The sequence below is a fragment of the Cupriavidus alkaliphilus genome (assembly GCF_014191175.1).
Classification (GTDB): Bacteria; Pseudomonadota; Gammaproteobacteria; order Burkholderiales; family Burkholderiaceae; genus Cupriavidus; species Cupriavidus alkaliphilus.
On record NZ_JACHWE010000001.1, the window covers coordinates 626542 to 647703 of the forward strand.

At 67.5% G+C, this 21162-nt stretch carries 20 protein-coding genes and 1 tRNA gene; 12 read left to right on the plus strand and 9 right to left on the minus strand.

Going from position 1 to position 21162, the window contains the following annotated elements:
• Positions 1 to 25 precede the first annotated feature (25 nt).
• Both FHX60_RS03005 and FHX60_RS03010 read left to right on the plus strand, forming a co-directional pair.
• Positions 26 to 904, plus strand: coding sequence for a dienelactone hydrolase family protein (locus tag FHX60_RS03005; protein WP_183282517.1), 879 nt, complete (start codon positions 26 to 28; stop codon positions 902 to 904).
• Between the two features lie 116 nt (positions 905 to 1020).
• Positions 1021 to 1917 (plus strand): ZIP family metal transporter, encoded by an 897-nt coding sequence (locus tag FHX60_RS03010; protein WP_183282828.1) that lies wholly within the window; start codon positions 1021 to 1023, stop codon positions 1915 to 1917.
• Positions 1918 to 1930: 13 nt separating this feature from the next.
• Here FHX60_RS03010 and FHX60_RS03015 read toward each other — a convergent pair whose 3' ends face one another.
• The 3 genes from FHX60_RS03015 to FHX60_RS03025 all read right to left on the minus strand — a co-directional run bounded on the left by FHX60_RS03015 (position 1931) and on the right by FHX60_RS03025 (position 5058).
• Positions 1931 to 2788, minus strand: coding sequence for a sulfurtransferase (locus FHX60_RS03015; protein ID WP_183282518.1), 858 nt, complete (start codon positions 2786 to 2788; stop codon positions 1931 to 1933).
• Positions 2789 to 2843: 55 nt separating this feature from the next.
• The gene (locus tag FHX60_RS03020; protein ID WP_092307053.1) at positions 2844 to 3767 is read right to left on the minus strand and encodes a DMT family transporter; all 924 of its coding nucleotides are present in this window, start codon (positions 3765 to 3767) and stop codon (positions 2844 to 2846) included.
• Positions 3768 to 3954: 187 nt separating this feature from the next.
• Positions 3955 to 5058, minus strand: a complete 1104-nt coding sequence (locus FHX60_RS03025; RefSeq protein ID WP_112774532.1) for an aromatic ring-hydroxylating oxygenase subunit alpha — start codon at positions 5056 to 5058, stop codon at positions 3955 to 3957.
• A 376-nt stretch (positions 5059 to 5434) separates the two neighbouring features.
• Between FHX60_RS03025 and FHX60_RS03030 the strand changes: the two genes are divergently transcribed.
• From FHX60_RS03030 to folE2, 4 genes are all read left to right on the plus strand, one after another.
• Positions 5435 to 5758 (plus strand): exodeoxyribonuclease VII small subunit, encoded by a 324-nt coding sequence (locus FHX60_RS03030; protein WP_112774533.1) that lies wholly within the window; start codon positions 5435 to 5437, stop codon positions 5756 to 5758.
• Positions 5755 to 6639, plus strand: a complete 885-nt coding sequence (locus FHX60_RS03035; RefSeq protein ID WP_183282519.1) for a polyprenyl synthetase family protein — start codon at positions 5755 to 5757, stop codon at positions 6637 to 6639. The genes FHX60_RS03030 and FHX60_RS03035 overlap by 4 nt, the downstream gene beginning before the upstream one ends.
• Before the next feature lie 24 nt (positions 6640 to 6663).
• Entirely contained in the window at positions 6664 to 8580 is a 1917-nt protein-coding gene (dxs, locus tag FHX60_RS03040) for a 1-deoxy-D-xylulose-5-phosphate synthase (RefSeq protein ID WP_112774535.1), read from the plus strand.
• A gap of 209 nt (positions 8581 to 8789) precedes the next feature.
• Positions 8790 to 9593, plus strand: coding sequence for a GTP cyclohydrolase FolE2 (folE2, locus tag FHX60_RS03045; RefSeq protein ID WP_112774536.1), 804 nt, complete (start codon positions 8790 to 8792; stop codon positions 9591 to 9593).
• 75 nt (positions 9594 to 9668) lie between these two features.
• Here folE2 and tsaD read toward each other — a convergent pair whose 3' ends face one another.
• Positions 9669 to 10703: a tRNA (adenosine(37)-N6)-threonylcarbamoyltransferase complex transferase subunit TsaD gene (gene tsaD, locus FHX60_RS03050; RefSeq protein ID WP_112774537.1), complete on the minus strand. Its 1035-nt coding sequence runs from the start codon at positions 10701 to 10703 to the stop codon at positions 9669 to 9671.
• Between the two features lie 155 nt (positions 10704 to 10858).
• Between tsaD and FHX60_RS03055 the strand changes: the two genes are divergently transcribed.
• The 4 genes from FHX60_RS03055 to dnaG all read left to right on the plus strand — a co-directional run bounded on the left by FHX60_RS03055 (position 10859) and on the right by dnaG (position 15053).
• Complete coding sequence (locus FHX60_RS03055) at positions 10859 to 12118, plus strand: BaiN/RdsA family NAD(P)/FAD-dependent oxidoreductase (protein WP_183282520.1); 1260 nt, start codon at positions 10859 to 10861, stop codon at positions 12116 to 12118.
• A 134-nt stretch (positions 12119 to 12252) separates the two neighbouring features.
• The gene (gene rpsU / locus FHX60_RS03060; protein ID WP_012353470.1) at positions 12253 to 12465 is read left to right on the plus strand and encodes a 30S ribosomal protein S21; all 213 of its coding nucleotides are present in this window, start codon (positions 12253 to 12255) and stop codon (positions 12463 to 12465) included.
• Positions 12466 to 12591: 126 nt separating this feature from the next.
• Entirely contained in the window at positions 12592 to 13041 is a 450-nt protein-coding gene (locus FHX60_RS03065) for a GatB/YqeY domain-containing protein (protein WP_183282521.1), read from the plus strand.
• Between the two features lie 200 nt (positions 13042 to 13241).
• On the plus strand, positions 13242 to 15053 hold the full coding sequence (dnaG, locus tag FHX60_RS03070) for a DNA primase (RefSeq protein ID WP_183282522.1): 1812 nt from the start codon (positions 13242 to 13244) through the stop codon (positions 15051 to 15053).
• A 106-nt stretch (positions 15054 to 15159) separates the two neighbouring features.
• On the opposite strand, the gene FHX60_RS27650 is transcribed toward dnaG, so the two are convergent.
• Complete coding sequence (locus tag FHX60_RS27650; RefSeq protein ID WP_025585221.1) at positions 15160 to 15525, minus strand: hypothetical protein; 366 nt, start codon at positions 15523 to 15525, stop codon at positions 15160 to 15162.
• A 31-nt stretch (positions 15526 to 15556) separates the two neighbouring features.
• On the opposite strand from FHX60_RS27650, the gene rpoD reads away from it, so the two are divergent.
• Together rpoD and FHX60_RS03085 are read left to right on the plus strand one after the other, a co-directional pair.
• Complete coding sequence (gene rpoD / locus FHX60_RS03080) at positions 15557 to 17833, plus strand: RNA polymerase sigma factor RpoD (protein WP_181486975.1); 2277 nt, start codon at positions 15557 to 15559, stop codon at positions 17831 to 17833.
• Between the two features lie 10 nt (positions 17834 to 17843).
• Positions 17844 to 17922, plus strand: a tRNA-Ile gene (locus tag FHX60_RS03085).
• A 65-nt stretch (positions 17923 to 17987) separates the two neighbouring features.
• On the opposite strand, the gene FHX60_RS03090 is transcribed toward FHX60_RS03085, so the two are convergent.
• From FHX60_RS03090 to FHX60_RS03105, 4 genes are all read right to left on the minus strand, one after another.
• Entirely contained in the window at positions 17988 to 18698 is a 711-nt protein-coding gene (locus tag FHX60_RS03090) for an endonuclease/exonuclease/phosphatase family protein (protein ID WP_183282523.1), read from the minus strand.
• Positions 18699 to 18815: 117 nt separating this feature from the next.
• Entirely contained in the window at positions 18816 to 19355 is a 540-nt protein-coding gene (locus FHX60_RS03095) for a glycoside hydrolase family 19 protein (RefSeq protein WP_183282829.1), read from the minus strand.
• A 35-nt stretch (positions 19356 to 19390) separates the two neighbouring features.
• Entirely contained in the window at positions 19391 to 20221 is an 831-nt protein-coding gene (locus tag FHX60_RS03100; protein ID WP_112774542.1) for a bestrophin-like domain, read from the minus strand.
• Positions 20222 to 20225: 4 nt separating this feature from the next.
• Positions 20226 to 21092 (minus strand): hypothetical protein, encoded by an 867-nt coding sequence (locus tag FHX60_RS03105; RefSeq protein ID WP_260163384.1) that lies wholly within the window; start codon positions 21090 to 21092, stop codon positions 20226 to 20228.
• Positions 21093 to 21162: the final 70 nt, after the last annotated feature.

Consider the following 21162-nt stretch of genomic DNA (forward strand, 5'->3'; position numbering starts at 1 on the left):
GCCACCAACGATCCTGGAGACAAGCATGCTCAAACCAGAAGTGGACAGCCTGGTCCCCGGCCAGACCTTCGACCGCCGCGGCTTCGTCAAGACCGCGCTGGGTTCCGCCTTTGCGGTTGCGGCCTTGCCGGTGATGGCCCAGCAGGCGATCAAGACCGATTTTGCCGGCCTGAACGCGGGCGAGGTCACGATTCCGTCGGGCGGCTTCAGCATGCCGGCCTACCGCGCCCAGCCGGAAGGGAAGAAAAACCTGCCGGTGGTGCTGGTGATCAGCGAGATCTTCGGCGTGCACGAGCATATCGCCGACGTGTGCCGGCGCTTTGCCAAGCTGGGCTACCTGGCGATCGCGCCCGAACTGTTCGCGCGCCAGGGCGATCCGCAGAGCTTCGGCACGATCCAGGAACTGCAGCGCGAAGTGATCGCCAAGGTGCCCGATGCGCAGGTGATGGGCGACCTCGATGCCGCCGTGGCCTGGGCCGGCGCCAATGGCGGCGACGTCGCGCGCCTGGCCATCACCGGGTTCTGCTGGGGCGGCCGCATGACCTGGCTCTACGCCGCGCACAGCCAGCGCCTGAAGGCCGGCGTGGCCTGGTACGGCCAGCTGGCGCCCGAGCCGACGCCGATCAAGCCGAAAAACCCCATCGACCTGGTCGGCCAGCTCCATGCCCCAGTGCTCGGCTTGTACGGCGGCAAGGACACCGGCATCCCGCTGGAGCAGGTGGAGCGGATGAAGGCCGCGCTGGCGTCGTCGTCCGATCCGGACGCCAAAAAGTCGCGCTTTATCGTCTATCCCGAGTCCGGCCACGCCTTCCATGCCGACTACCGGCCCAGCTACCGCGAGGCCGATGCCAGGGACGGCTGGCAGAAGTGCCTGGACTGGTTCAGGCAGCACGGCGTCGCCTGACCTGGTAACCGCCTTCGCCCGTGGGGGCGCCGACGGCAGGATTGCAAAGTCCCGGCGGATACGTACAATGCGGCCTTTGAGTTATTGCAACATTGTTGCGTTTGCCGCCCGGCGCGATGCGGGCGGAACGGCGGGGCCGCCCGGCACCGCCACCCCGGGAGCCCATCATCCATTCGACGCTTTTGTACATCCTGCTCGCCGCCACGATCTCGGGCGTGGGCAGCATCTTCGGGGCGGCGCTGCTGTCGCTGACGGTGGCGTCCCGCGTGGTCGAGCGCATGGTGAGCTTCTCGGTGGGCGTGCTGCTGGCTACCGCGCTGCTGCATTCGCTGCCCGAGGCGTTCGAGTCCGGCGCCGATCCGCGCGCGCTGTTCGGCACCTTGCTGGCCGGGCTGCTGGGTTTTTTCCTGCTGGAAAAGCTCTCGTTGCTGCGCCATTCGCACCATCACGAGGGCGACGGGCACCACCACCACCACGGCCATGACCGCGAGGAAGCGGGCCGCAGCGGCCTGACCATCCTGGTCGGCGACACCTTCCACAACTTTGCCGACGGCATCGTGATCGCGGCGGCGTTCCTGGCCGACCCGCATATCGGCGTGGTCACCGCGCTGGCGATCGCGGCGCACGAGATCCCGCAGGAGGTGGGCGACTTTATCGTGCTGCTCAACGCCGGCTTCTCCAAGGCACGCGCCTTTGCCTTCAACCTGCTGTCGAGCCTGGCGGCGATCGCCGGCGGGGTGGTCGGATACTTCCTGCTCGACCAGTTGAGCGGGTGGATTCCGTACGTGCTGGTGATCGCGGCCAGCAGCTTTATCTATATCGCCGTCAGCGACCTGATGCCGCAGATGCAGCGCAAGCCGCGCTGGCGCGAGTCGGCGATCCAGGTGGTGCTGGTGGCCGCGGGCATCGCCGCCATCGTCTACATCACCAACGGCGTGCACGAGCGCCACAGCCATGGCGGGCACGGCCACGACGGCCACGGCCACGCCGCGCCCGTCGCGTCGTCACGCTAGCCGGCTGGGCGGCTCAGGCTGCCCCGGTGGCAACCGGGCGCGCCGGATCGGCGCACCACTCGCTCCACGATCCCGGATACAGCGCCGCACCGCCCAATCCCGCCGCTTCCAGCGCCAGCAGGTTGTGGCAGGCCGTGACGCCCGAGCCGCACTGCATCACCGCCTGCGCGGCGGCGTGCGTGCCCAGCACCGCGCCGAATTCCGCGCGCAGGGTCTCGGCCGGCTTGAAGCGGCCTTCCGCGTCCAGGTTGTGCTTGAAGAAACGGTTGACCGCGCCCGGGATATGGCCGCCCACCGGGTCCAGGGTTTCGTTCTCGCCGCGGAAGCGGTCGGGCGCGCGCGCATCGACCACCAGCAGCCGGCCCTCGCCGAGATTGTCGACCAGTGTGTCCGCATCGACGGTCGGCACCAGCGACTTGCCGCGGCGGATCGTGCCCGGAACCTCGGGCTCTGCCGCGGCATCGTGCTCCAGCGGCAGGCCGGCCTTGACCCAGGCGTCCTTGCCGCCATCGAGCACGGCCACGGCATCGTGGCCGATCCAGCGCAGCAGCCACCACAGCCGCGCGGCGAACATGCCGCCCTGGGCGTCGTAGGCGATCACCGGGGTGTCGTCGTCGATGCCGAGTGCCTGCAGGCGCGCGACCAGGTCGTCGGCGTCCGGCAGCGGATGGCGGCCGTTGCGGCCGGTCTTGGGGCCGGACAGCTCGTTGTCCAGGTGCAGGTAGAAGGCGCCGGGCAGGTGGCCGGCGCGGTAGGCCTCGCGGCCGGCGGCCGGGTCGGCCAGGTCGAAGCTGCAGTCGACCACGACGCAGCGGCCGGGGCCGGCCAGCAGAGACTGCAGTGCGGTCACGGAAATCAGCGGTTTCTGCATGGGAATCCTGTAGCGGTCGGAGAGAGAAATCTAACGCAGTCGGGCTTACCGGATGCTACACCTCGGGGTGCACTTCCGCCTCCGGCGACTTGACCGGCGTGGCGGGCGTAGGCTTGGCGTCGGTGCCCTGGCGCGCGCGCATCAGCGTGGTGGCGATGCCACTGGCGATGATCAGCCCCATGCCCAGCCACGACAGCCAGTTCAGGCGGTCGGACCAGATCAGCATGCCCCACACGCTGGAAAAGACGATGCCGGCGTATTGCAGGTTGGCGGTCAGCAAGGTGTTGCCGCGCTTGTAGGCGCGCGTCATCGCGGTCTGCCCCAGCGTAGCCAGGATGCCGATCGCCAGCAGCAGGCCGGCGCCATGCCAGGTATGCGGGCTGGTGCCGCCCAGCAGCATCCACACCAGTCCGGCGATCATGCCGACCAGCGAGAAATAGAACACGATGCGGCCTTCGGGCTCGCCCAGCTGGCCGAGCTGGCGCACCTCGACATAGGCCAGCGCGGTGAAGATGCCCGAGATCAGCCCGACCAGGCCGCCGGTCAGCTGGTCCTTGCCCACCGACGGCTGCAGCAGGCAGATCACCCCGGCAAACGACAGCAGGATGGCCAGCACCAGGCGGCGGTCGGCGTTGCCGCCGGTGCCGGCCAGCGCCGCGCTGGCGCCCAGGATCAGCGCGATCCACACCGGCGACATGTAGTTCAGCGTCATCGCGGTGGCCAGCGGCAGCAGCGAGATCGAGGTGAACCAGAGCATCAGCGAGGTCACGCCGAACACGCTGCGCTTGATATGCGACAGCATGTAAGGGGTGCGCACCGAGACCCCGCGCGAGGACAGCAGCACCCACATGATCACCACGCTGATCAGGCCGCGGTAGAACACGATCTCGCCGGTGGTATAGAGGTCGGACGCCAGCTTGACGCCAACCCCCATCAGCGAAAAGGCGAAGGCGGCGAACAGCATCCAGAGCGATTGCATGGCGAGGGCGCGGTGAAGCGGGCAGGAGCGAAGGAGAGAGTGTCGGCGCGCGAGCGGGGCTCTGCGGCTTCGCGTCCATCGCGCCGGACAATGATTCTAGCAGCGCACATCGCCTGCCAAAGCAAAACGGACCGCCGTGGCGGTCCGTTGCAGGTTGCGCGATGCAGTGATTTGTGCGCTGATCGCACTAGCCGGCGTAGGCCATGGCGCGGCGGTACCACTCATGGAAGTGCTGCATGCCGTCTTCCATCGGCGACTGGTACGGGCCGACCTCGCTGGTGCCGCGCTTGAGCAGCGCCAGCCGGCCGGCATCCATGCGTTCGGCGATCTCGTCGTCCTCGATGCAGGTTTCCATGTAGGCGGCGCGCTCGGCCTCGACGAACTCGCGCTCGAACAACGCGATTTCCTCGGGGTAGTAGAACTCCACCACATTGCGGGTCTTGCGCGGGCCGATCGGGTGCAGCGTCGAGATCACCAGCACGTTCGGGTACCACTCCACCATGATGTTGGGGTAGTAGGTGAGCCAGATCGCGCCGTGCTTGGGCAGCACGCCGTTGTTGAAGCGCAGCACCGCGTCGTGCCATTTCTGGTACGTCGGGCTGCCGGGGCGCTTCAGGCCGGCGTGCAGGCCCACGGTCTGCACGCTGTGCCATTCGCCGAACTCCCACTTGAGGTCGTCGCACGAGACGAAGCTGCCCAGCCCCGGGTGGAACGGCACCACGTGGTAGTCCTCGAGGTAGACCTCGATGAAGGTCTTCCAGTTGTAGTCGCACTCGTGCACCTCGACGTGGTCGAGCATGTAGCCGTCGAAGTTCAGGTCCTGCGCCACGCCCAGCCGCGCCAGGTCCGCGCGCACGTCGCGCGGGCCCTCGAACAGCAGGCCGTTCCAGTTCTGCAGCGGCGAGCGCTTCAGGTGCAGGCAGGGCTGCTTGTCGAAATGCGGCGCGCCGAGCAGTTCGCCCTTGAGGTCGTAGGTCCAGCGGTGCAGGGGGCAGACGATGTTCTGCTTGTTGCCGCGGCCGTTCAGCATGATGGCCTGGCGATGGCGGCAGACGTTGGACATCAGCTCGACGCCGGCGGCGTTGCGCACCAGCATGCGTCCTTCGTCCTCGGCCTTGAGCGTGTGGTAGTCGCCGGTTTCCGGGACCATCAGTTCGTGGCCGACATAGCCCGGGCCATTCCGGAACAGCAGTTCGAGTTCTTGTTGATGCAGCGCTTCGTCGAAGTAGACGCCGACGGGCAGTTGCGAATCAGCCGGCGCCAGGTTGAGCGCGGTGCTGAGATTGGACATTATCCCCACTCCCAGATGAACAGGTGAAAGCAGTGAACAACCCAACCATCGAAAATGGAATCGATTTGGGAAACACTGCCGCCCGGCGTGGACGCTCTCGCGACCCCTGGCGGCGAACGAAAGATTGTACCCGACCCGAAAAGTTAAGGGACTGATTTTTTTGCCTTTTTAGCGAAAAAGTCGACCCGGGTCGTCATCGGGGTGCCGTAGCGGGCGCATTCGGAAAGACGACCCGAGGGCACAAGTCACTTCCGCATCGGAAGCACCCGATCGGGGCACGGTATCCCCCTGCAAGATGGGGGCAGGGCCGCGCTTTGGCGTAAAATCCGGGCTTCCCCATCCGGGTTTCCCCCGGTTCCAGATTCCAGGGCCTGATATGCCAAAAACGATGACCGCTCCGGTCCAGACCGACAATCCCGCCGACGCCGCCTCGGCGCCGCCCGCTTCCTACGAAGCGGCGATGGCCGAACTGGAGACGCTGGTGGCCAGCATGGAGAGCGGCGAGCTGCCGCTCGAGGCCTCGCTGGCGGCGTACCGCCGCGGCGCCGAGCTGGTGCGCTACTGCCAGCAGAAGCTGGAGCGCGTCGAGCAGCAGGTGCGGGTACTGGAGGGCGACGCGCTCAGGCCGCTCGCGGGCGAGGGCAATGGTGCCAACGGTGCCAATGGCGGCAATGGGTCACAGGGGACGGACGAGGCATGAGCGACTTCGCACAATGGATGCAGGCGCAGGGCGTGCGCACCGAGGCCGCCCTGCAGGCCGCGCTGCCCGACGCCGGCACGCTGCCGCATACGCTGCACGAAGCGATGCGCTATGCTGCGCTGGGCGGCGGCAAGCGCGTGCGCCCGCTGCTGGTCCATGCCGCCGGCGAAGTCAGCGGCGCGGCCCCGGCCGCGTGCGACGCGGCCGCCTGCGCGGTGGAGATGATCCACGCCTATTCGCTGGTCCACGACGACATGCCGTGCATGGACGACGACGACCTGCGCCGCGGCCGGCCGACCGTGCACAAGGCCTATGACGAGGCCACCGCGCTGCTGGTCGGCGATGCGCTGCAGACCCAGGCCTTCATCGTGCTGGCGGAGGCCGGGCCGATCGCGCCCGCGGTGCGGCTGCAGCTGGTGGCGGAACTGGCGCGGGCCTCGGGCTCGGCCGGCATGGCCGGCGGCCAGGCGATCGACCTGCAGAACGTGGGCCGCGCCATGACGCGCGACGCGCTCGAGGCCATGCACCGCATGAAGACCGGCGCGCTGCTGCGCGCCAGCGTGCGCATGGGCGCGCTGTGTGGCGAGATCGATGCCCAGGGCCTGGCCGCGCTGGACCGCTACGCGGCGGCGGTGGGATTGGCGTTCCAGGTCGTAGACGATATTCTGGACGTCACCGCCGATACCGCGACGCTGGGCAAGACCGCCGGCAAGGACGCTGCCCACGACAAGCCGACCTACGTGTCGCTGCTGGGGCTGGACGCGGCCCGCGAACTGGCCGGGTCGCTGCGCGCCGAGGCCTACGAGGCGCTGGCCGGCTTCGGCGAGCGCGCCGCGCGCCTGCGCGACCTGGCGGACCTGATCGTGCTGCGCACGCATTAAACTAGAGCCGGCCGAACGGACATCATGACCTACGCACTCCTCAACAAGATTGACGCCCCCGCGGACCTGCGCAAGCTCGACCGGCGCGAGCTCCAGACCCTGGCCGACGAACTGCGCGCCTATGTGCTGGAGTCGGTCTCGCAGACCGGCGGCCACCTGTCGTCCAACCTGGGCACGGTCGAACTGACCATCGCGCTGCACTATGTCTTCAACACTCCGGACGACCGGCTGGTGTGGGACGTGGGCCACCAGAGCTATCCGCACAAGATCCTGACCGGACGCCGCGAACGCATGCGCACGCTGCGCCAGTGGGGCGGCATCTCCGGTTTCCCGCGCCGCAGCGAGAGCGAATACGACACCTTCGGCACCGCGCACTCTTCGACCTCGATCTCGGCCGCGCTGGGCATGGCGCTGGGCGCGCGCACGCTGGGCCAAAAGCGCGTCTCGGTGGCGGTGATCGGCGACGGCGCGATGACCGCGGGCATGGCCTTCGAGGCGCTCAACAACGCCGGCGTCTACAAGAACCTGCCGCTGGTGGTGGTGCTCAACGACAACGACATGTCGATCTCGCCGCCGGTGGGCGCGCTCAACCGCCACCTGGCACGGCTGCTGAGCGGCCAGTTCTACGCCGCCACCAAGAAGGGCATCGAGAAGGTGCTGTCGGTGGCGCCGCCGGTGCTGGAGTTCGCCAAGCGCTTCGAGGAACATGCCAAGGGCATGATGGTGCCGGCCACGCTGTTCGAGGAATTCGGCTTCAACTACATCGGCCCGATCGACGGCCACGACCTGAATTCGCTGGTGCCGACGCTGCAGAACATCCGCGAGCGCGCGCTCGAGGGCGGCGGCCCGCAGTTCCTGCACGTGGTCACCAAGAAGGGCCAGGGCTACAAGCTGGCCGAGGCCGACCCCATCCTCTACCACGGCCCGGGCAAGTTCAATCCGGCCGAAGGCATCCGCCCGGCCGCCAAGCCCGCGCGCAAGACCTATACCCAGGTGTTCGGCGACTGGCTGTGCGACATGGCCGCGGCCGACAAGCGCCTGGTCGGCATTACCCCGGCGATGCGCGAGGGCTCGGGCATGGTCGAGTTCGAGAAGCGCTTCCCGGAGCGCTACTACGACGTCGGTATCGCCGAGCAGCATGCGGTGACCTTCGCCGGCGGCCTGGCATGCGAGGGCCTGAAGCCGGTGGTGGCGATCTACTCGACCTTCCTGCAGCGCGGCTACGACCAGCTGATCCACGACGTGGCGCTGCAGAACCTGCCGGTGGTGTTCGCGCTGGACCGCGCCGGCCTGGTCGGCGCCGACGGCGCGACCCATGCGGGCGCCTACGATATCGCCTACCTGCGCTGCATCCCCAACATGATGGTGATGACGCCGTCCGACGAGAACGAATGCCGCCAGCTGCTGACCACGGCATTCCAGCAGGACTGCCCGACCGCGGTGCGCTATCCGCGCGGCTCCGGCCCGGGCGCGGCGCTTGCCGCCGACCTGGCGCCGGTGCCGGTGGGCAAGGGCGTGGTGCGCCGCGAGGGCGGCGCGCGCGCCGGGCACCGCGTGGGCTTGCTGGCATTCGGCTCGATGGTGCAGCCGGCGCTGGGCGCGGCCGAGGCACTGGACGCCACCGTGGCCGACATGCGCTTCGTCAAGCCGCTCGACGTGGCGCTGGTCCGGCGCCTGGCCGCCGACCACGACTACCTGGTGACGGTGGAAGAGGGCAGCGTGATGGGCGGCGCCGGCAGCGCCGTGCTGGAGGCGCTGGCCGAGGCCGGCATCGACAAGCCGGTGCTGACGCTGGGCCTGCCCGACCGCTTCGTCGACCATGGCGACCCGGCCTTCCTGCTGCAGCAATGCGGCCTCGACGCGGCCGGCATCGAGCGCTCGGTGCGCGAGCGTTTCGGGCTCGACCAGCCCCAGGTGACGGTCGCCTCGCGCGTGGCCTGATCACCTGCCATCCCGGGGGGATTCGGGCCGCCGCGCCACGAGTGCGTCCGAATTCCCTTACACTCCGTTTTTTGTGTTCGCAGCTGCGGGTCGGCACGCCAGTGCCGGGTCCCGTGGTTTCACACTCGTTGCGCGGCATGGAGGGACTGCGAAAATGCCGCGACCGTAAGGGCATGCGCTTGCCTGCGCATCCCTGGAGGAAACCGTAGATGAATGACATCAACCCCGCCTTCATCATGCCCGACGTCCAGTCGAGCCCCGACACCCGCCAGATTCCGATCCAGCGTGTCGGCGTGAAGGGCGTGCGCTATCCCGTGACCCTGAAGACCCCGGCCGGCATCGTGCCGACCGTCGGCACCTTCAACCTCGACGTGCATCTGCCCGCCGAGCAGAAGGGCACGCATATGTCGCGCTTCGTCGCGCTGCTGGAAGAAGAGCGCGCGCCGCTGGAGCTGGCCAGCTTCCGGCTGATGCTGGACAAGATGCTGGAGAAGCTCGAAGCCGAGGCCGGCCGCATCGAGGTCACGTTCCCGTACTTCATCAGCAAGATCGCGCCGGTGTCGGGCGTGGAGTCGCTGCTGGACTACGAGGTCACGCTGACCGGCGAGGTGCGCAATGGCGCCACGCGGGTGTTCCTGAAGGCGCTGGTGCCGGTGACCAGCCTGTGCCCGTGCTCGAAGAAGATCTCGCAGTACGGCGCGCACAACCAGCGCTCGCATATCACCATGAACGTCGAGCTGGCCGGCGAGCTGCCGGTGGAAGCGCTGGTGCGCATGGCCGAGGAAGAGGCGTCGTGCGAGCTGTGGGGGCTGCTCAAGCGGCCCGACGAAAAGTTCGTCACCGAGCGTGCCTACGAGAACCCCAAGTTCGTCGAGGACCTGGTGCGCGACATCGCCATGCGGCTGAATGCCGACGAGCGCATCGTGGCCTATGTGCTGGAGGCGGAGAACTTCGAGTCGATCCACAACCACAGCGCGTATGCGGTGATCGAGCGGGACAAGCGCGTCGCTTGATCAGGTTGTCGCTTCCATGGAAAAAGCCACCGCATGCGGTGGCTTTTTTCTTTGGGCGCCTGGGTATGTCGACGGTCAGGCAGCCGAGGGCAACCGGATATCCGCCAGATCCCAGCGCGGCGTCACGCCATAACCGTATTCACGCCGCGCCAGCGCCGGCGCGGCCTGCAAGCGCATCGCGCCCGCAAACGCGATCATCGCGCCGTTGTCGGTGCAGAACGCCAGGTCAGGGTAGTAGACTTCCAGCTTGCGCTGCCTGCCGAGCTGGTCCAGCCGTTCGCGCAGTTGCCGGTTGGCGCCGACGCCGCCGGCCACCACCAGCCGCTTGTGGCCGGTTTGCTTGAGCGCCGCCATCGACTTGGCCGCCAGCACGTCGACGATCGCATCGACGAAGGCGCGCGCGAGATTGGCGCGGTCCTGCTCGCAGGTATTGGCCAGCTTGCGGGTTTGCGTCAGCACTGCGGTCTTCAGGCCGGCGAAGGAGAAATCCAGGTTGCCCGAATGCAGCATCGGCCGCGGCAGCTCGAACGCGCCCGGCACGCCGAACTCGGCCAGGCGCGACACTTCCGGCCCGCCCGGATAGCCCAGGCCCAGCAGCTTGGCGGTCTTGTCGAACGCTTCGCCGGCGGCATCGTCCAGGGTTTCGCCGAGCAGCGCGTAGTCGCCGATGCCGCGCACTTCCATCAGCTGCGTATGCCCGCCGGACACCAGCAGCGCCACGAACGGGAAGGGTGGCGGCTCGCGCGTCAGCAGCGGCGACAGCAGGTGCCCTTCCAGGTGATGCACGCCCACCATCGGCACGTTCAGCGCGAAGCCGAGCGCATTGGCCACCGAGGCGCCGACCAGCAGCGCGCCGGCCAGCCCGGGACCCTGGGTGAAGGCAATGGCGTCGATGTCCTGGCGGCCGCGGCCGGCGTCGGCCAGCACCTGCTCCAGCAGCGGCAGCACGCGGCGGATATGGTCGCGCGAGGCCAGCTCGGGGACCACGCCGCCGTAGTCGCGGTGCATGGCGATCTGCGAGTGCAGCGCGTGCGCGAGCAGGCCGGCGCCGGTGTCATAGAGGGCGAGGCCGGTTTCGTCGCAGGAAGATTCGATGCCGAGGACAAGCATGAGAAACATGACGCCGTCTCCGGTCAGGGAAACAGCCGTCGGAACAAGGGTTTGCGGGAAGCGCGCAGGGTAGCACAGCGGCGCGCTGCGCGCTTTTCGCTACAATCTGCCCTTTCTCAGGCGGTGGCAAGACACATGGATTCGCGAGGCGTGCAATGAGCGAGGCAGCCCAGGCCCGGACCGGCCGGTATGACGTGGCGGTACTGGGCGCCGGCGCCGCGGGCATGATGTGCGCCGCGGTGGCGGGGCAGAACGGCGCGCGCGTGGTGCTGATCGACCATGCCACCCGGCTCGCCGAGAAGATCCGCATCTCGGGCGGCGGCCGCTGCAATTTCACCAACCTGCAGGCCGGGCCCGCCAATTACCTGTCGTCCAATCCGCACTTCTGCCGCTCGGCGCTGGCCCGCTACACGCCGCAGGATTTCCTTGCGCTGATGCGCCGCCATGGCATCGACTGGCACGAGAAGCACCGCGGCCAGCTGTTCTGCAACGACAGCGCCGAAGACGTGATCGCGATGCTGCGTGCCGAATGCGACGCCGGGCAGGTGCGCTGGCAGACCGGCTGCACGGTCGCGGAAATCCGGCGCGAGGGCGATGACTTCCTGCTGCTCACCGCCGCCGGCACGGTGCGGGCCGGGGCGCTGGTGGTGGCCACCGGCGGCCTGTCGATCCCCAAGATCGGCGCCACCGACTTCGGCTACCGCATTGCCCGGCAGTTCGGGCTGGGCATCGTCGAGACCCGGCCGGCGCTGGTGCCGCTGACCTTCGACGGCAAGGACTGGGCGCCGTTCGTGCCGCTGGCGGGAGTCTCGCTCGAAGTCGATATCGCCACCGGCAGGGGCAAGGCTGCGGGCGCGTTCTGCGAGGACCTGCTGTGGACGCACCGCGGCCTGTCGGGCCCGGCGGTGCTGCAGATCTCCAGCTACTGGCATCCCGGCACGCCGGTCGCCATAGACCTGTTCGATGGCGAGGACGCCGCCGCCTGGCTGCTCGAGCAGAAGGCCGGCAGCCGCAAGCACCTGGGCAACCTGCTGGCGCAACGGCTGCCGTCGCGGCTGGCCGAGGCGTGGTGCGCAGCCGCGGGCGTCGCGGCGACAATGCCGCTGCATGACGTGACCGACAAGGCGCTGCGCAAGCTCGGCGCCGCGCTCAACGACTGGCGCATCGTGCCGTCCGGCACCGAGGGCTACCGCAAGGCCGAGGTCACGCTGGGCGGGGTCGATACCCGGGCACTGTCATCGGCCACCATGATGGCGCGCGAGGTGCCGGGGCTGTATTTCATTGGCGAGGTGGTCGACGTGACCGGCTGGCTGGGCGGTTACAACTTCCAGTGGGCCTGGGCCTCCGCGGTGGCGGCGGGGCAGGCCGCGGCCGAGGCGGCACGGCAGGCCCGGGCCGGGCAGTCGGCAGCCTGAGGTGAGGCGCGTACGTGCCGCATGAGTCGCATGCGACACGCCGGTTGCACGCCACTTCCGCGCCAGATTGTTGGTGCTACAATCCAGAACTTCGTAACGCCGCCATCCCGAAAATACTTACATTTTCCGGCCAAATGACTACGATCCGCCTCAAGGAAAACGAGCCTTTTGAAGTTGCCCTGCGCCGTTTCAAGCGCACCATCGAGAAGAACGGCCTGCTCCCGGAACTGCGGGCCCGCGAGTTTTACGAAAAACCCACCGCCGCGCGCAAGCGCAAGAAGGCTGCGGCAGAGAAGCGCCATTACAAGCGTATCCGCAGCCAGATGCTGCCGAAGAAGCTGTACTGACGCCGGCTTCTCGCTTGCCCCTGACCCGCTGTGGCGTATGCTCGGCGGGTTTTTGCGTTGTGGGCCTTGCAGGGAGCGGTATCCGTCGCCATGTGTAAGTGCCCGCCCACTTTCTGGAAGATCACGATGTCCCTCAAAGCCCGTATCAGCGAAGACATGAAGACCGCCATGCGCGCCCGCGAAACGGAGCGCCTTGGCACCATCCGCTTGCTGCTGGCGGCGATCAAGCAGCGCGAAGTCGACGAGCGCGTCGAACTGGACGATACCGCCGTGCTGGCGGTGGTCGAAAAGCTGATCAAGCAGCGCAAGGATTCGATCGCGCAGTTCCAGCAGGCCGGCCGCAACGACCTAGCCGACAAGGAACTGGCCGAGGTCGAGGTGCTGAAGGTCTACATGCCCGCCGCGCTGTCGGACGAGGAAGTGGCCGCCGAAGTGCAGCAGACCGTGGCCGCCACCGGCGCCGCCGGCCCGCAGGACATGGGCAAGGTCATGGGCGTGCTCAAGGGCAAGCTGGCCGGTCGTGCCGACATGACCGCCGTGTCGGCCCTGGTCAAGGCCGCGCTTGCACCAAAGTAAATGCTGATTTAATCGGTTGTAAGCGCGATGCGGGCGAGATCCGTGGGAATCCCAGGAATTGCGCGCAGATGTGAAGCAATCCGGGCAGCCGTTCCGTGCTGCACTACAATATTCCGATAGCAGCCGGGCGCCGCACCGGTCACGCATTCCAAAAAGGGCCGCCCGCCGCGGGACGGCCAAGCCTCAGGACGGTCAGTCGGGTGATTCCGCAATCCTTTATTCAGGACCTGCTCAACCGTGTCGACATTGTCGATGTGGTGGGCAAGTATGTGCAGCTGAAGAAGGGCGGCGCCAATTTCATGGGACTGTGCCCGTTCCATAACGAGAAATCCCCGTCTTTCACGGTGTCGCCGACCAAGCAGTTCTATCACTGCTTCGGCTGCGGCGCGCATGGCTCGGCCATCGGCTTCCTGATGGAGTTTTCCGGCCAGTCCTACCCGGAGGCGGTGCGCGAACTGGCCCAGTCGGTCGGCATGACCGTGCCCGAAGAGCGCGACCGCCTGCCTCCCGGCCAGCGCGCCGAGCAACAGGCGCGCTCGGTGGCGCTGTCCGACGCCATGACCCGCGCCACCGAATTCTACCGCCGCCAGCTGCGCGGTGCCCCGCAGGCGATTCAGTACCTCAAGGGGCGAGGGCTGACCGGCGAGATCGCCGGCCAGTTCGGCCTTGGCTATGCGCCGGACGACTGGCAGGGGCTGGAGACGGTGTTCGGCAGCTATCGCGACGACAACGTGGCTGCGCCGCTGGTGGAGGCCGGCCTGCTGATCGAAAGCGACAAGCGCGATGCGGACGGCAAGCCGCGGCGCTACGACCGCTTCCGCGACCGCATCATGTTCCCGATCCGCAACACCAAGGGCGCGGTGATCGGCTTCGGCGGCCGCGTCATGGGGCAGGGCGAGCCCAAGTACCTGAATTCCCCCGAGACCCCGCTGTTCAGCAAGGGCACCGAACTGTATGGCTTGTTCGAGGCCCGCCATGCGATCCGGGAAACCGGCTATGTGCTGGTGGTCGAAGGTTATATGGACGTCGTGGCACTGGCCCAGCTCGGTTTTGCCAATGCCGTCGCCACCCTTGGCACGGCGTGCACGCCCGTGCACGTGCAGAAGCTGCTGCGGCAGACCGATGCGGTGGTGTTCTCGTTCGACGGCGATTCGGCAGGCCGGCGCGCTGCCAGGCGGGCGCTCGAAGCCTGCCTGCCGCACGTGGCCGACAACAAGACCATCCGCTTCCTGTTCCTGCCGGCCGAGCACGACCCCGACAGCTACGTGCGCGAGGAGGGCACTGAGGCCTTTGCCGCGCAGGTGCGCAATGCCATGCCGCTGTCGCGCTTCCTGCTGCAGTCGGTCACCGAGGAACTGGACCTGCGCCAGCCCGAGGGCCGTGCCCGCGCCCAGTACGAGGCCAAGCCGCTGCTGCAGGCGATGCCGGCGGGTGGGCTGCGGCTACAGATCGTGCGCGAACTTGCCGATGCCACCGGTACGACACCCGCGGAGATCGAGGCGATCTGCGGCCTGCGCAGCGACCCGGCCCGGGTCGGGCGCTTCGCCCAGCCGCGCCCGCGCGCGCGCCGCCAGGCCCCGACCGGGCTGGAGCAGCGGGTGATCCAGTTGCTGATGTGCTATCCGGCACTGTCGGCGCGGCTCGACGAGGACGCGCGCGCGTTGCTGCTTGAAGGCGAGGGCGGCGACAGCGAAGTGCTGGCGCACCTCGTCAGCGCGTGCGATGGCGTCCAGGGCGAGGTGAACTTCGCGGCCTTCAGCGAGCACCTGGCCCAGAGCCCGCATGCCGAGGTGTATGCCGCGGCGCGCACGGCGGTATTGCGCGAAGAGATTGAAGAGGCACCTGCAACACAGGAATTCGATGCGGCCATCACCAAGCTGCTGGCCGAACCGCTGCGGCGTGAACTCGACAGCCTGCAGGCGGAAGTGGTCGCCGGCACGGCCGACGAGGCGGCCAAGCAGCGCATGCGCTGGCTGGTGGGGGAAATCCACCGGCGGCGCCAACTGGGCTGAGGCGCCGGCGGGCGCCCTGGCCTTCAACCGGGAGGCGGCAGCAAGCGTTGGACAGGCAGTGGATCAGGGACCGGGCCCGGCTGTGCCGAGCTTAAGCCTTGATTTTTCAGGTGAAAACCTCACCTGACAGGGAGCCGGCTATGCGTGGCGTGCTACAATAGCCGGTTTGGATTGCGAAATCTTTCTCTCCAGTTCTGGTGAAAGTGAGCGTGCCAATGGCAAAGGCCAAAGCAACCGAAAGGGTTACCTCTAAAGCTCCCCAATCAGGGAGCGGCAAGGCGTCTGTGAAAACCACGGCGGCGAAGACATCGACCGCGACAGTCAAGACGCCAGCCCGGTCTGCGCCATCAAAGTCCGTGCGCAGCGCGCAAGCGCCCGCCGTGACGACTCCCACCAGAACCCGCACATCCGAAAAGACAAAGGCCTCGACTTCGGCACGCGAGAGCGGCAAGAGCGCCAGTACGAGCGGCAAGGTTGCCGCGTCTGCAGCAGCATCTGCACCAGTGAAAGGCAAGAGTATCACCGTGGCGAAACAGCAGAATACCGAAGTCGAGAGCAAGCGAGCGGCAGCCGCCGGCGCCAAGAGCGGAGGCGCCAAGCAAGGCGCCGCCACGACGGCCGCCAAGGCGCGTGCCGCGACACCTGCATCCGTTGCATCCGAGCGTCCCGCTGCGCCGGCAATCAAGCCGGAGCCGAAAAAGCGTGGCCGCAAGCCCAAGGCCGAGATGCAGCACGACGACAGCACAACAGACGACGTGACTGAAGAGTTTTACGAGAACGATACGCGCGCGGCGGCCACACCGGCTGCGGCGCCGAAGACCGAAAAGCAGAAAGCCAAGGACCGCAAGGCCAAGGAAAAGGCCCTGCTCAAGGAGTTCGCCTCGACCCAGCAAGGCACCGAGGAAGAGCTCGAGCTGCGTCGCCAGAAGCTCAAGGCGCTGATCAAGCTGGGCAAGTCGCGCGGCTACCTGACCTACGCGGAAATCAACGATCACCTGCCGGACGACATGGTCGATTCGGAAACGATCGACACGCTGGTCGCCACGCTGAACGACATCGGCATCGCCGTCTATGAACAGGCGCCGGATGCCGAGACGCTGCTGCTCAACGACAACGCCCCGTCCGCCACCAGCGAGGAAGAAGCCGAGGAAGAGGCCGAGGCGGCCCTGTCCACGGTGGACTCCGAGTTCGGCCGCACCACCGACCCGGTGCGCATGTACATGCGCGAGATGGGCACGGTCGAGCTGCTGACGCGCGAAGGCGAAATCGAGATCGCCAAGCGTATCGAGGCCGGCCTGAAGGACATGGTGATGGCGATCTCGGCCTGCCCGGTCACCATCTCCGAGATCCTGGCCCACGCCGAGCGCGTCGCCAACGACGAGATCAAGATCGACGAGTTCGTCGACGGCCTGATCGACCCGAACGCCGAGGAAACCCCGGAAGCCCCGTCGGCCCAGGCCGCCGCGGCCGAGGACGAGGACCTCGAGTCCGACGAAGACGAGGAAGGCGACGAGGACGATGACGACGAAGGCGGCGCCGGCGCCGGCGCGTCCGCGCGCCAGCTGGAAGAACTGAAGCAGAACGCGCTGGAGAAATTCCGCGTGATCGCCGAGCAGTTCGACAAGATGCGCCGTGCCTTCGAGAAGGAAGGCTACAAGTCCAAGCCCTACGTCAAGGCGCAGGAAGCGATCCAGGCCGAGCTGATGGGCATCCGCTTCACTGCCCGCAACGTCGAGCGCCTGTGCGACACGCTGCGCGGCCAGGTCGACGAAGTGCGCAAGCTCGAGCGTGCCATCCTGAACATCGTGGTCGACAAGTGCGGCATGCCGCGCGCGGACTTCGTCGCCCGCTTCCCGGGCAACGAGACCAACCTCGAGTGGATCCACACCGTGGTGGCCGACGGCAAGGGCTACAGCACCATCGTCGAGCGCAACGTGCCGGCCGTGCATGAGCTGCAGCAGAAGCTGATCGACCTGCAGGCGCGCGTGGTACTGCCGCTGAAGGAGCTGAAGGACGTCAACCGCAAGATGTCGGAAGGCGAGCGCCGCGCCCGCGAAGCCAAGCGCGAGATGACCGAGGCCAACCTGCGCCTGGTGATCTCGATTGCAAAGAAGTACACCAACCGCGGCCTGCAGTTCCTCGACCTGATCCAGGAAGGCAACATCGGCCTGATGAAGGCGGTGGACAAGTTCGAATACCGTCGCGGCTACAAGTTCTCGACCTACGCCACGTGGTGGATCCGCCAGGCCATCACGCGCTCGATCGCCGACCAGGCGCGCACCATCCGCATCCCGGTGCACATGATCGAGACCATCAACAAGATGAACCGCATCTCGCGCCAGATCCTGCAGGAAACCGGCAACGAGCCGGATCCGGCAACGCTGGCCGAGAAGATGGAGATGCCGGAAGACAAGATCCGCAAGATCATGAAGATCGCCAAGGAACCGATCTCCATGGAAACGCCGATCGGTGACGACGACGACTCCCATCTGGGCGACTTCATCGAGGACACCAACACGCTGGCCCCGGCCGAAGCGGCGCTGCACGGCTCCATGCGCGACGTCGTCAAGGACGTGCTGGACTCGCTCACCCCGCGCGAAGCCAAGGTGCTGCGCATGCGCTTCGGCATCGAAATGAGCACCGACCACACGCTGGAAGAGGTCGGCAAGCAGTTCGACGTCACGCGTGAACGGATCCGCCAGATCGAGGCCAAGGCACTGCGCAAGCTGCGCCATCCGAGCCGCTCGGACAAGCTGAAGAGTTTCCTGGAAGGCAACTAAACGCTTCCAAGGGCCTCTAGCTCATGCCTGGTTAGAGCAGCGGACTCATAATCCGTTGGTGCCGTGTTCGACTCACGGGAGGCCCACCACGTATCGACAGGGGGTTGCGGGACATTTGTCCCGCAACCCCTTTGTCTTTTCAGCCCCGCCGCTGTCAATACTCCAGCACCATCCTGATCGCGTCGTGATCGCTCGGCATCTGTTCGATCAGTTCGACCGTCGCCGACACTTGCTGCTTGGCCAGCACGACAAAGAAGTCGAGCTCTCGTGCTTCGCGCCCGCGGTGGGTAGCCTTGCCGCAGTGGAAGACCTGACGGTACGCATACCTCAGCTTGGCCTGGGTACGATCGTTTTCGCGGCCCAGCATGACGTTGATGTCTTCCGGGCTGGCGTTGAAGTCGCCACCGATGACGATCAGGTCGTACTTCTCATAGCAGCTGGCCTTGTCGAAGGCGCGCAGCAGCGCGCGCGTGTCGCCGTTCTGCGGCGCGGCGATCGAATGCCATGAAATGAACAGCACCTTGTCGATGGCGACGCCGCTGGCGGTGCGGCCGGCGTCGCCGCCCGCAAGCACCACGCCGTCCCGCTCGTCGACAATGTCGACCTGGGCGGCGCGAACCCGCGCGGCGAACGTTGTCTCCAGCAATGCATAAGGAGTGCAGCGCTCGTCGAACGCGCCGACCGTGCATCCATCAAACACCTTCCAGTTGCCGGCAGCACCGGCGCTCACGAGCTTCTGGCTGCCGCCTTCCTGCAGCAGGATGATGGTGGGATCGATCGCGGCCATGCGGTCGATGGCCCGCTGCTTGTCTGCGCGCGTGTGGTTGCCCTGGCTATTCCACGAATAGACGATGATCTTCGACATGGTATTCCCCTTGCTCTTCAAGCCTTGCCGCGGACTCCCGCGTAAACGGGCTGGCGCAGGCGCGGCGTCGGCGGATGGTTGGTCATTGCGCCAGATGCGGGATATGGAGCGGCCGGTTCAGGCCAGCGCCGCGGTGGCGACCTTCCAGCGGCGCAGGCGGTCCTCCAGCCCGTTGGTGCCGCCGTTGATGCGCCGCGTCAGCGCGATGAAGTCGCCGCTGTCGGCGAGTGCGTTGCAGCCGTGGGTGCGCCACCACCACGCCGCCGAGCGCGCGGCCCAGCCGTCCTGTTCCAGCAGTTCGGGCGTGGCGGTCAGGTCGGCGCCGAGCGCGGCCCCGCACGCCGCGTAGTTGGCGCGGCCGGTAATCTGGATCAGGCCCCGGCCGCGGAAGCGCTTGCCGTCGCCTGCCCGCACATTGCCGAGCGCCATGGCCTTGCGCGACGGCGGCTCGTACAGCGCCTGCGCCGGGGTCGGTCCCCACAGTTCGTGCGTGAACTGGTAGCCCAGCGACTCGTGCCCGGTCTGCGCCAGGAACGCGGCCATGCGGGCCGCGCCGGTGATGTCGTACGCCTGCATCGCTTCGCACAGGCGCGGGAACCAGCGCTCGCACTGCGGCTCGCTCAGTCCGGTGGCGGCGCGGAATTGTTCCGGGGTCATCTGCATGCTGCGTCTCCTTGTCGTGATGGCGGCCGTTATGGCGCTTGGTATGGCATAGGCTGCGGCTCGGGTTGCGGCTGCGGCCACGTGCCGTTGGCCACCAGGGTGTCGATGGTGTGCTGCAGCGGGTCGGCGCTGACGCTGAATTCGCCGGCGAAGGGCCGGTCGACCGCGAGCAGGAAGAAAAACGCCAAGCCGATGGTGATGGCCCATGCGGTGATCAGCGCCAGGTTGAAGGGCGTTGCCGGCAGCACGTACAGCAACGCGAACGACAGCGCGCTGACAATCAAGATCACGCCCCACAAGGTGTTCGGCATCGCCGCGTGCAGCGTCAGGATCCGTTGCTGGCGGTACTTGACCATCTCGTTGACGCGCATCAGCACCTCCCCCAGCAGCACGGTCTGGCGGCTGTCGAGCGGACGGATCCGGTTGGCCAGGTCGAACATCAGGTCAAAGCGCTGTTCGGTGCGCGCATCGGGTTTGCCGTGGCGCTGCATGCGCGGCCATTCCTCGTGCACCACCATCACCAGGTAGGTGCGCAATGCCGCCGCGGCGGCATCGGCGGCGCTGCTGTCGAACGCGGCGAGGTCGCGCGCGAGTTCGCCGGCCGCGGTGGCTTCGGCGGCGACGGTGCGGTCGGCGGCGTTGTAGGTGTCCCAGACGTTGATCGCGGCAAACGCGACCAGCAGCGAGTTGATGGTGGTGATGATCGAGACCATCGACACCGCCATTGCGCGCTGCTCGGCATCGAGCTCGATCAGGGCGAAGCGGCGCGCCACCGCATAGCCGGCCAGCACCACCGCGACGATGGCCGAGACCACGATGGCGGCCATGCCGGTGCTGGGCAGGCTGTAGAGGAACAGCATGGCGCTACTCCTTGCGCGGCTCGCGCGGCGCGCTGCCACGCACCGCGGTCTCGACGATCTCGACGATACGCTGGAGCAGGCGGTGCACCGCGGTCGCTGAGAAGCCGCCCAGCATCGACAAGGCCGGCTTGCCGAAGCTGCGCATGCCGGCCGAGTCGAATAACTGCGGCGGCAGCATCTCGACCAGGATCAGGCCGGACATCACGCCGAGGATCAGTTGCGCGGCGTAGGCGGCGTCGTACTTGGGGTCATAGGTGCCTTGGGCGATGTAGCCGTGCACCTGGAACAGCGAGGCAAACGAGGCCCCCAGGCCGGCGCAGAACAGCAGGAACAGCATGTTGAACAGCAGCGTGCGGCCCGACGAGGCCAGCATGCCGGCGCGCATGTTGTCCATCGACACCTCCGCCGGCAAGCCGGTCAGCACTACTGCCAGCAGGCAGCACACCGCGGTGCCGGTCAATGCGCGCACCAGTGGCACGGGTCCCAGGCAGGCGAGCGGATGCGCGCGGCGGCGCTCGTCGTCGAGCAGCGTGATGCATTGCGGCGTCGCGGGCGCGATGGCGCGGGCCAGGTCCTGGTGGAGTTGTGCGAGCTGCTGCGCGGCAAGGCCGGTACCGGCTTGCGGCTGCGACGAAACCGACGGTGCCGCGGCTGCTTCGGGGTCGCTGCCGAGCAGCACGGTCCAGCCGGCCGGCATCGCGATGCCGAGCCGCAGCGCATGGCTGGCCATGGCCTCGCATTCGCGGCGCAGCTGGCCATCGAGCGGCAACGGGGGAGCCGCCGCCGCAAGCCGGGGCGGTGCCGCGACGGTATCGGCGGCCGCGGCCGCGGCGCGCCGCAACGGCGCGGCGGTGAAGTCGAGCGTGCGCATGATCTATGGAAGGAAGAGGGTGGCCCGGTGGCCCGGGCCGCGTTTTTGCCCGCGCGGCGGGAGGCGCCTC

What these genes read in the sequence shown, in the direction of transcription:
- FHX60_RS03005 (WP_183282517.1), top strand. Translation starts at nt 26, where the DNA reads ATGCTCAAACCAGAAGTGGACAGCCTGGTCCCCGGCCAGACCTTCGAC.
- FHX60_RS03010 (WP_183282828.1), top strand. Translation starts at nt 1,021, where the DNA reads ATGCGGGCGGAACGGCGGGGCCGCCCGGCACCGCCACCCCGGGAGCCC.
- FHX60_RS03015 (WP_183282518.1), bottom strand. Translation starts at nt 2,788, where the DNA reads ATGCAGAAACCGCTGATTTCCGTGACCGCACTGCAGTCTCTGCTGGCC.
- FHX60_RS03020 (WP_092307053.1), bottom strand. Translation starts at nt 3,767, where the DNA reads ATGCAATCGCTCTGGATGCTGTTCGCCGCCTTCGCCTTTTCGCTGATG.
- FHX60_RS03025 (WP_112774532.1), bottom strand. Translation starts at nt 5,058, where the DNA reads ATGTCCAATCTCAGCACCGCGCTCAACCTGGCGCCGGCTGATTCGCAA.
- FHX60_RS03030 (WP_112774533.1), top strand. Translation starts at nt 5,435, where the DNA reads ATGCCAAAAACGATGACCGCTCCGGTCCAGACCGACAATCCCGCCGAC.
- FHX60_RS03035 (WP_183282519.1), top strand. Translation starts at nt 5,755, where the DNA reads ATGAGCGACTTCGCACAATGGATGCAGGCGCAGGGCGTGCGCACCGAG.
- dxs (WP_112774535.1), top strand. Translation starts at nt 6,664, where the DNA reads ATGACCTACGCACTCCTCAACAAGATTGACGCCCCCGCGGACCTGCGC.
- folE2 (WP_112774536.1), top strand. Translation starts at nt 8,790, where the DNA reads ATGAATGACATCAACCCCGCCTTCATCATGCCCGACGTCCAGTCGAGC.
- tsaD (WP_112774537.1), bottom strand. Translation starts at nt 10,703, where the DNA reads ATGCTTGTCCTCGGCATCGAATCTTCCTGCGACGAAACCGGCCTCGCC.
- FHX60_RS03055 (WP_183282520.1), top strand. Translation starts at nt 10,859, where the DNA reads ATGAGCGAGGCAGCCCAGGCCCGGACCGGCCGGTATGACGTGGCGGTA.
- rpsU (WP_012353470.1), top strand. Translation starts at nt 12,253, where the DNA reads ATGACTACGATCCGCCTCAAGGAAAACGAGCCTTTTGAAGTTGCCCTG.
- FHX60_RS03065 (WP_183282521.1), top strand. Translation starts at nt 12,592, where the DNA reads ATGTCCCTCAAAGCCCGTATCAGCGAAGACATGAAGACCGCCATGCGC.
- FHX60_RS03090 (WP_183282523.1), bottom strand. Translation starts at nt 18,698, where the DNA reads ATGTCGAAGATCATCGTCTATTCGTGGAATAGCCAGGGCAACCACACG.
- FHX60_RS03095 (WP_183282829.1), bottom strand. Translation starts at nt 19,355, where the DNA reads ATGACCCCGGAACAATTCCGCGCCGCCACCGGACTGAGCGAGCCGCAG.
- FHX60_RS03100 (WP_112774542.1), bottom strand. Translation starts at nt 20,221, where the DNA reads ATGCTGTTCCTCTACAGCCTGCCCAGCACCGGCATGGCCGCCATCGTG.
- FHX60_RS03105 (WP_260163384.1), bottom strand. Translation starts at nt 21,092, where the DNA reads ATGCGCACGCTCGACTTCACCGCCGCGCCGTTGCGGCGCGCCGCGGCC.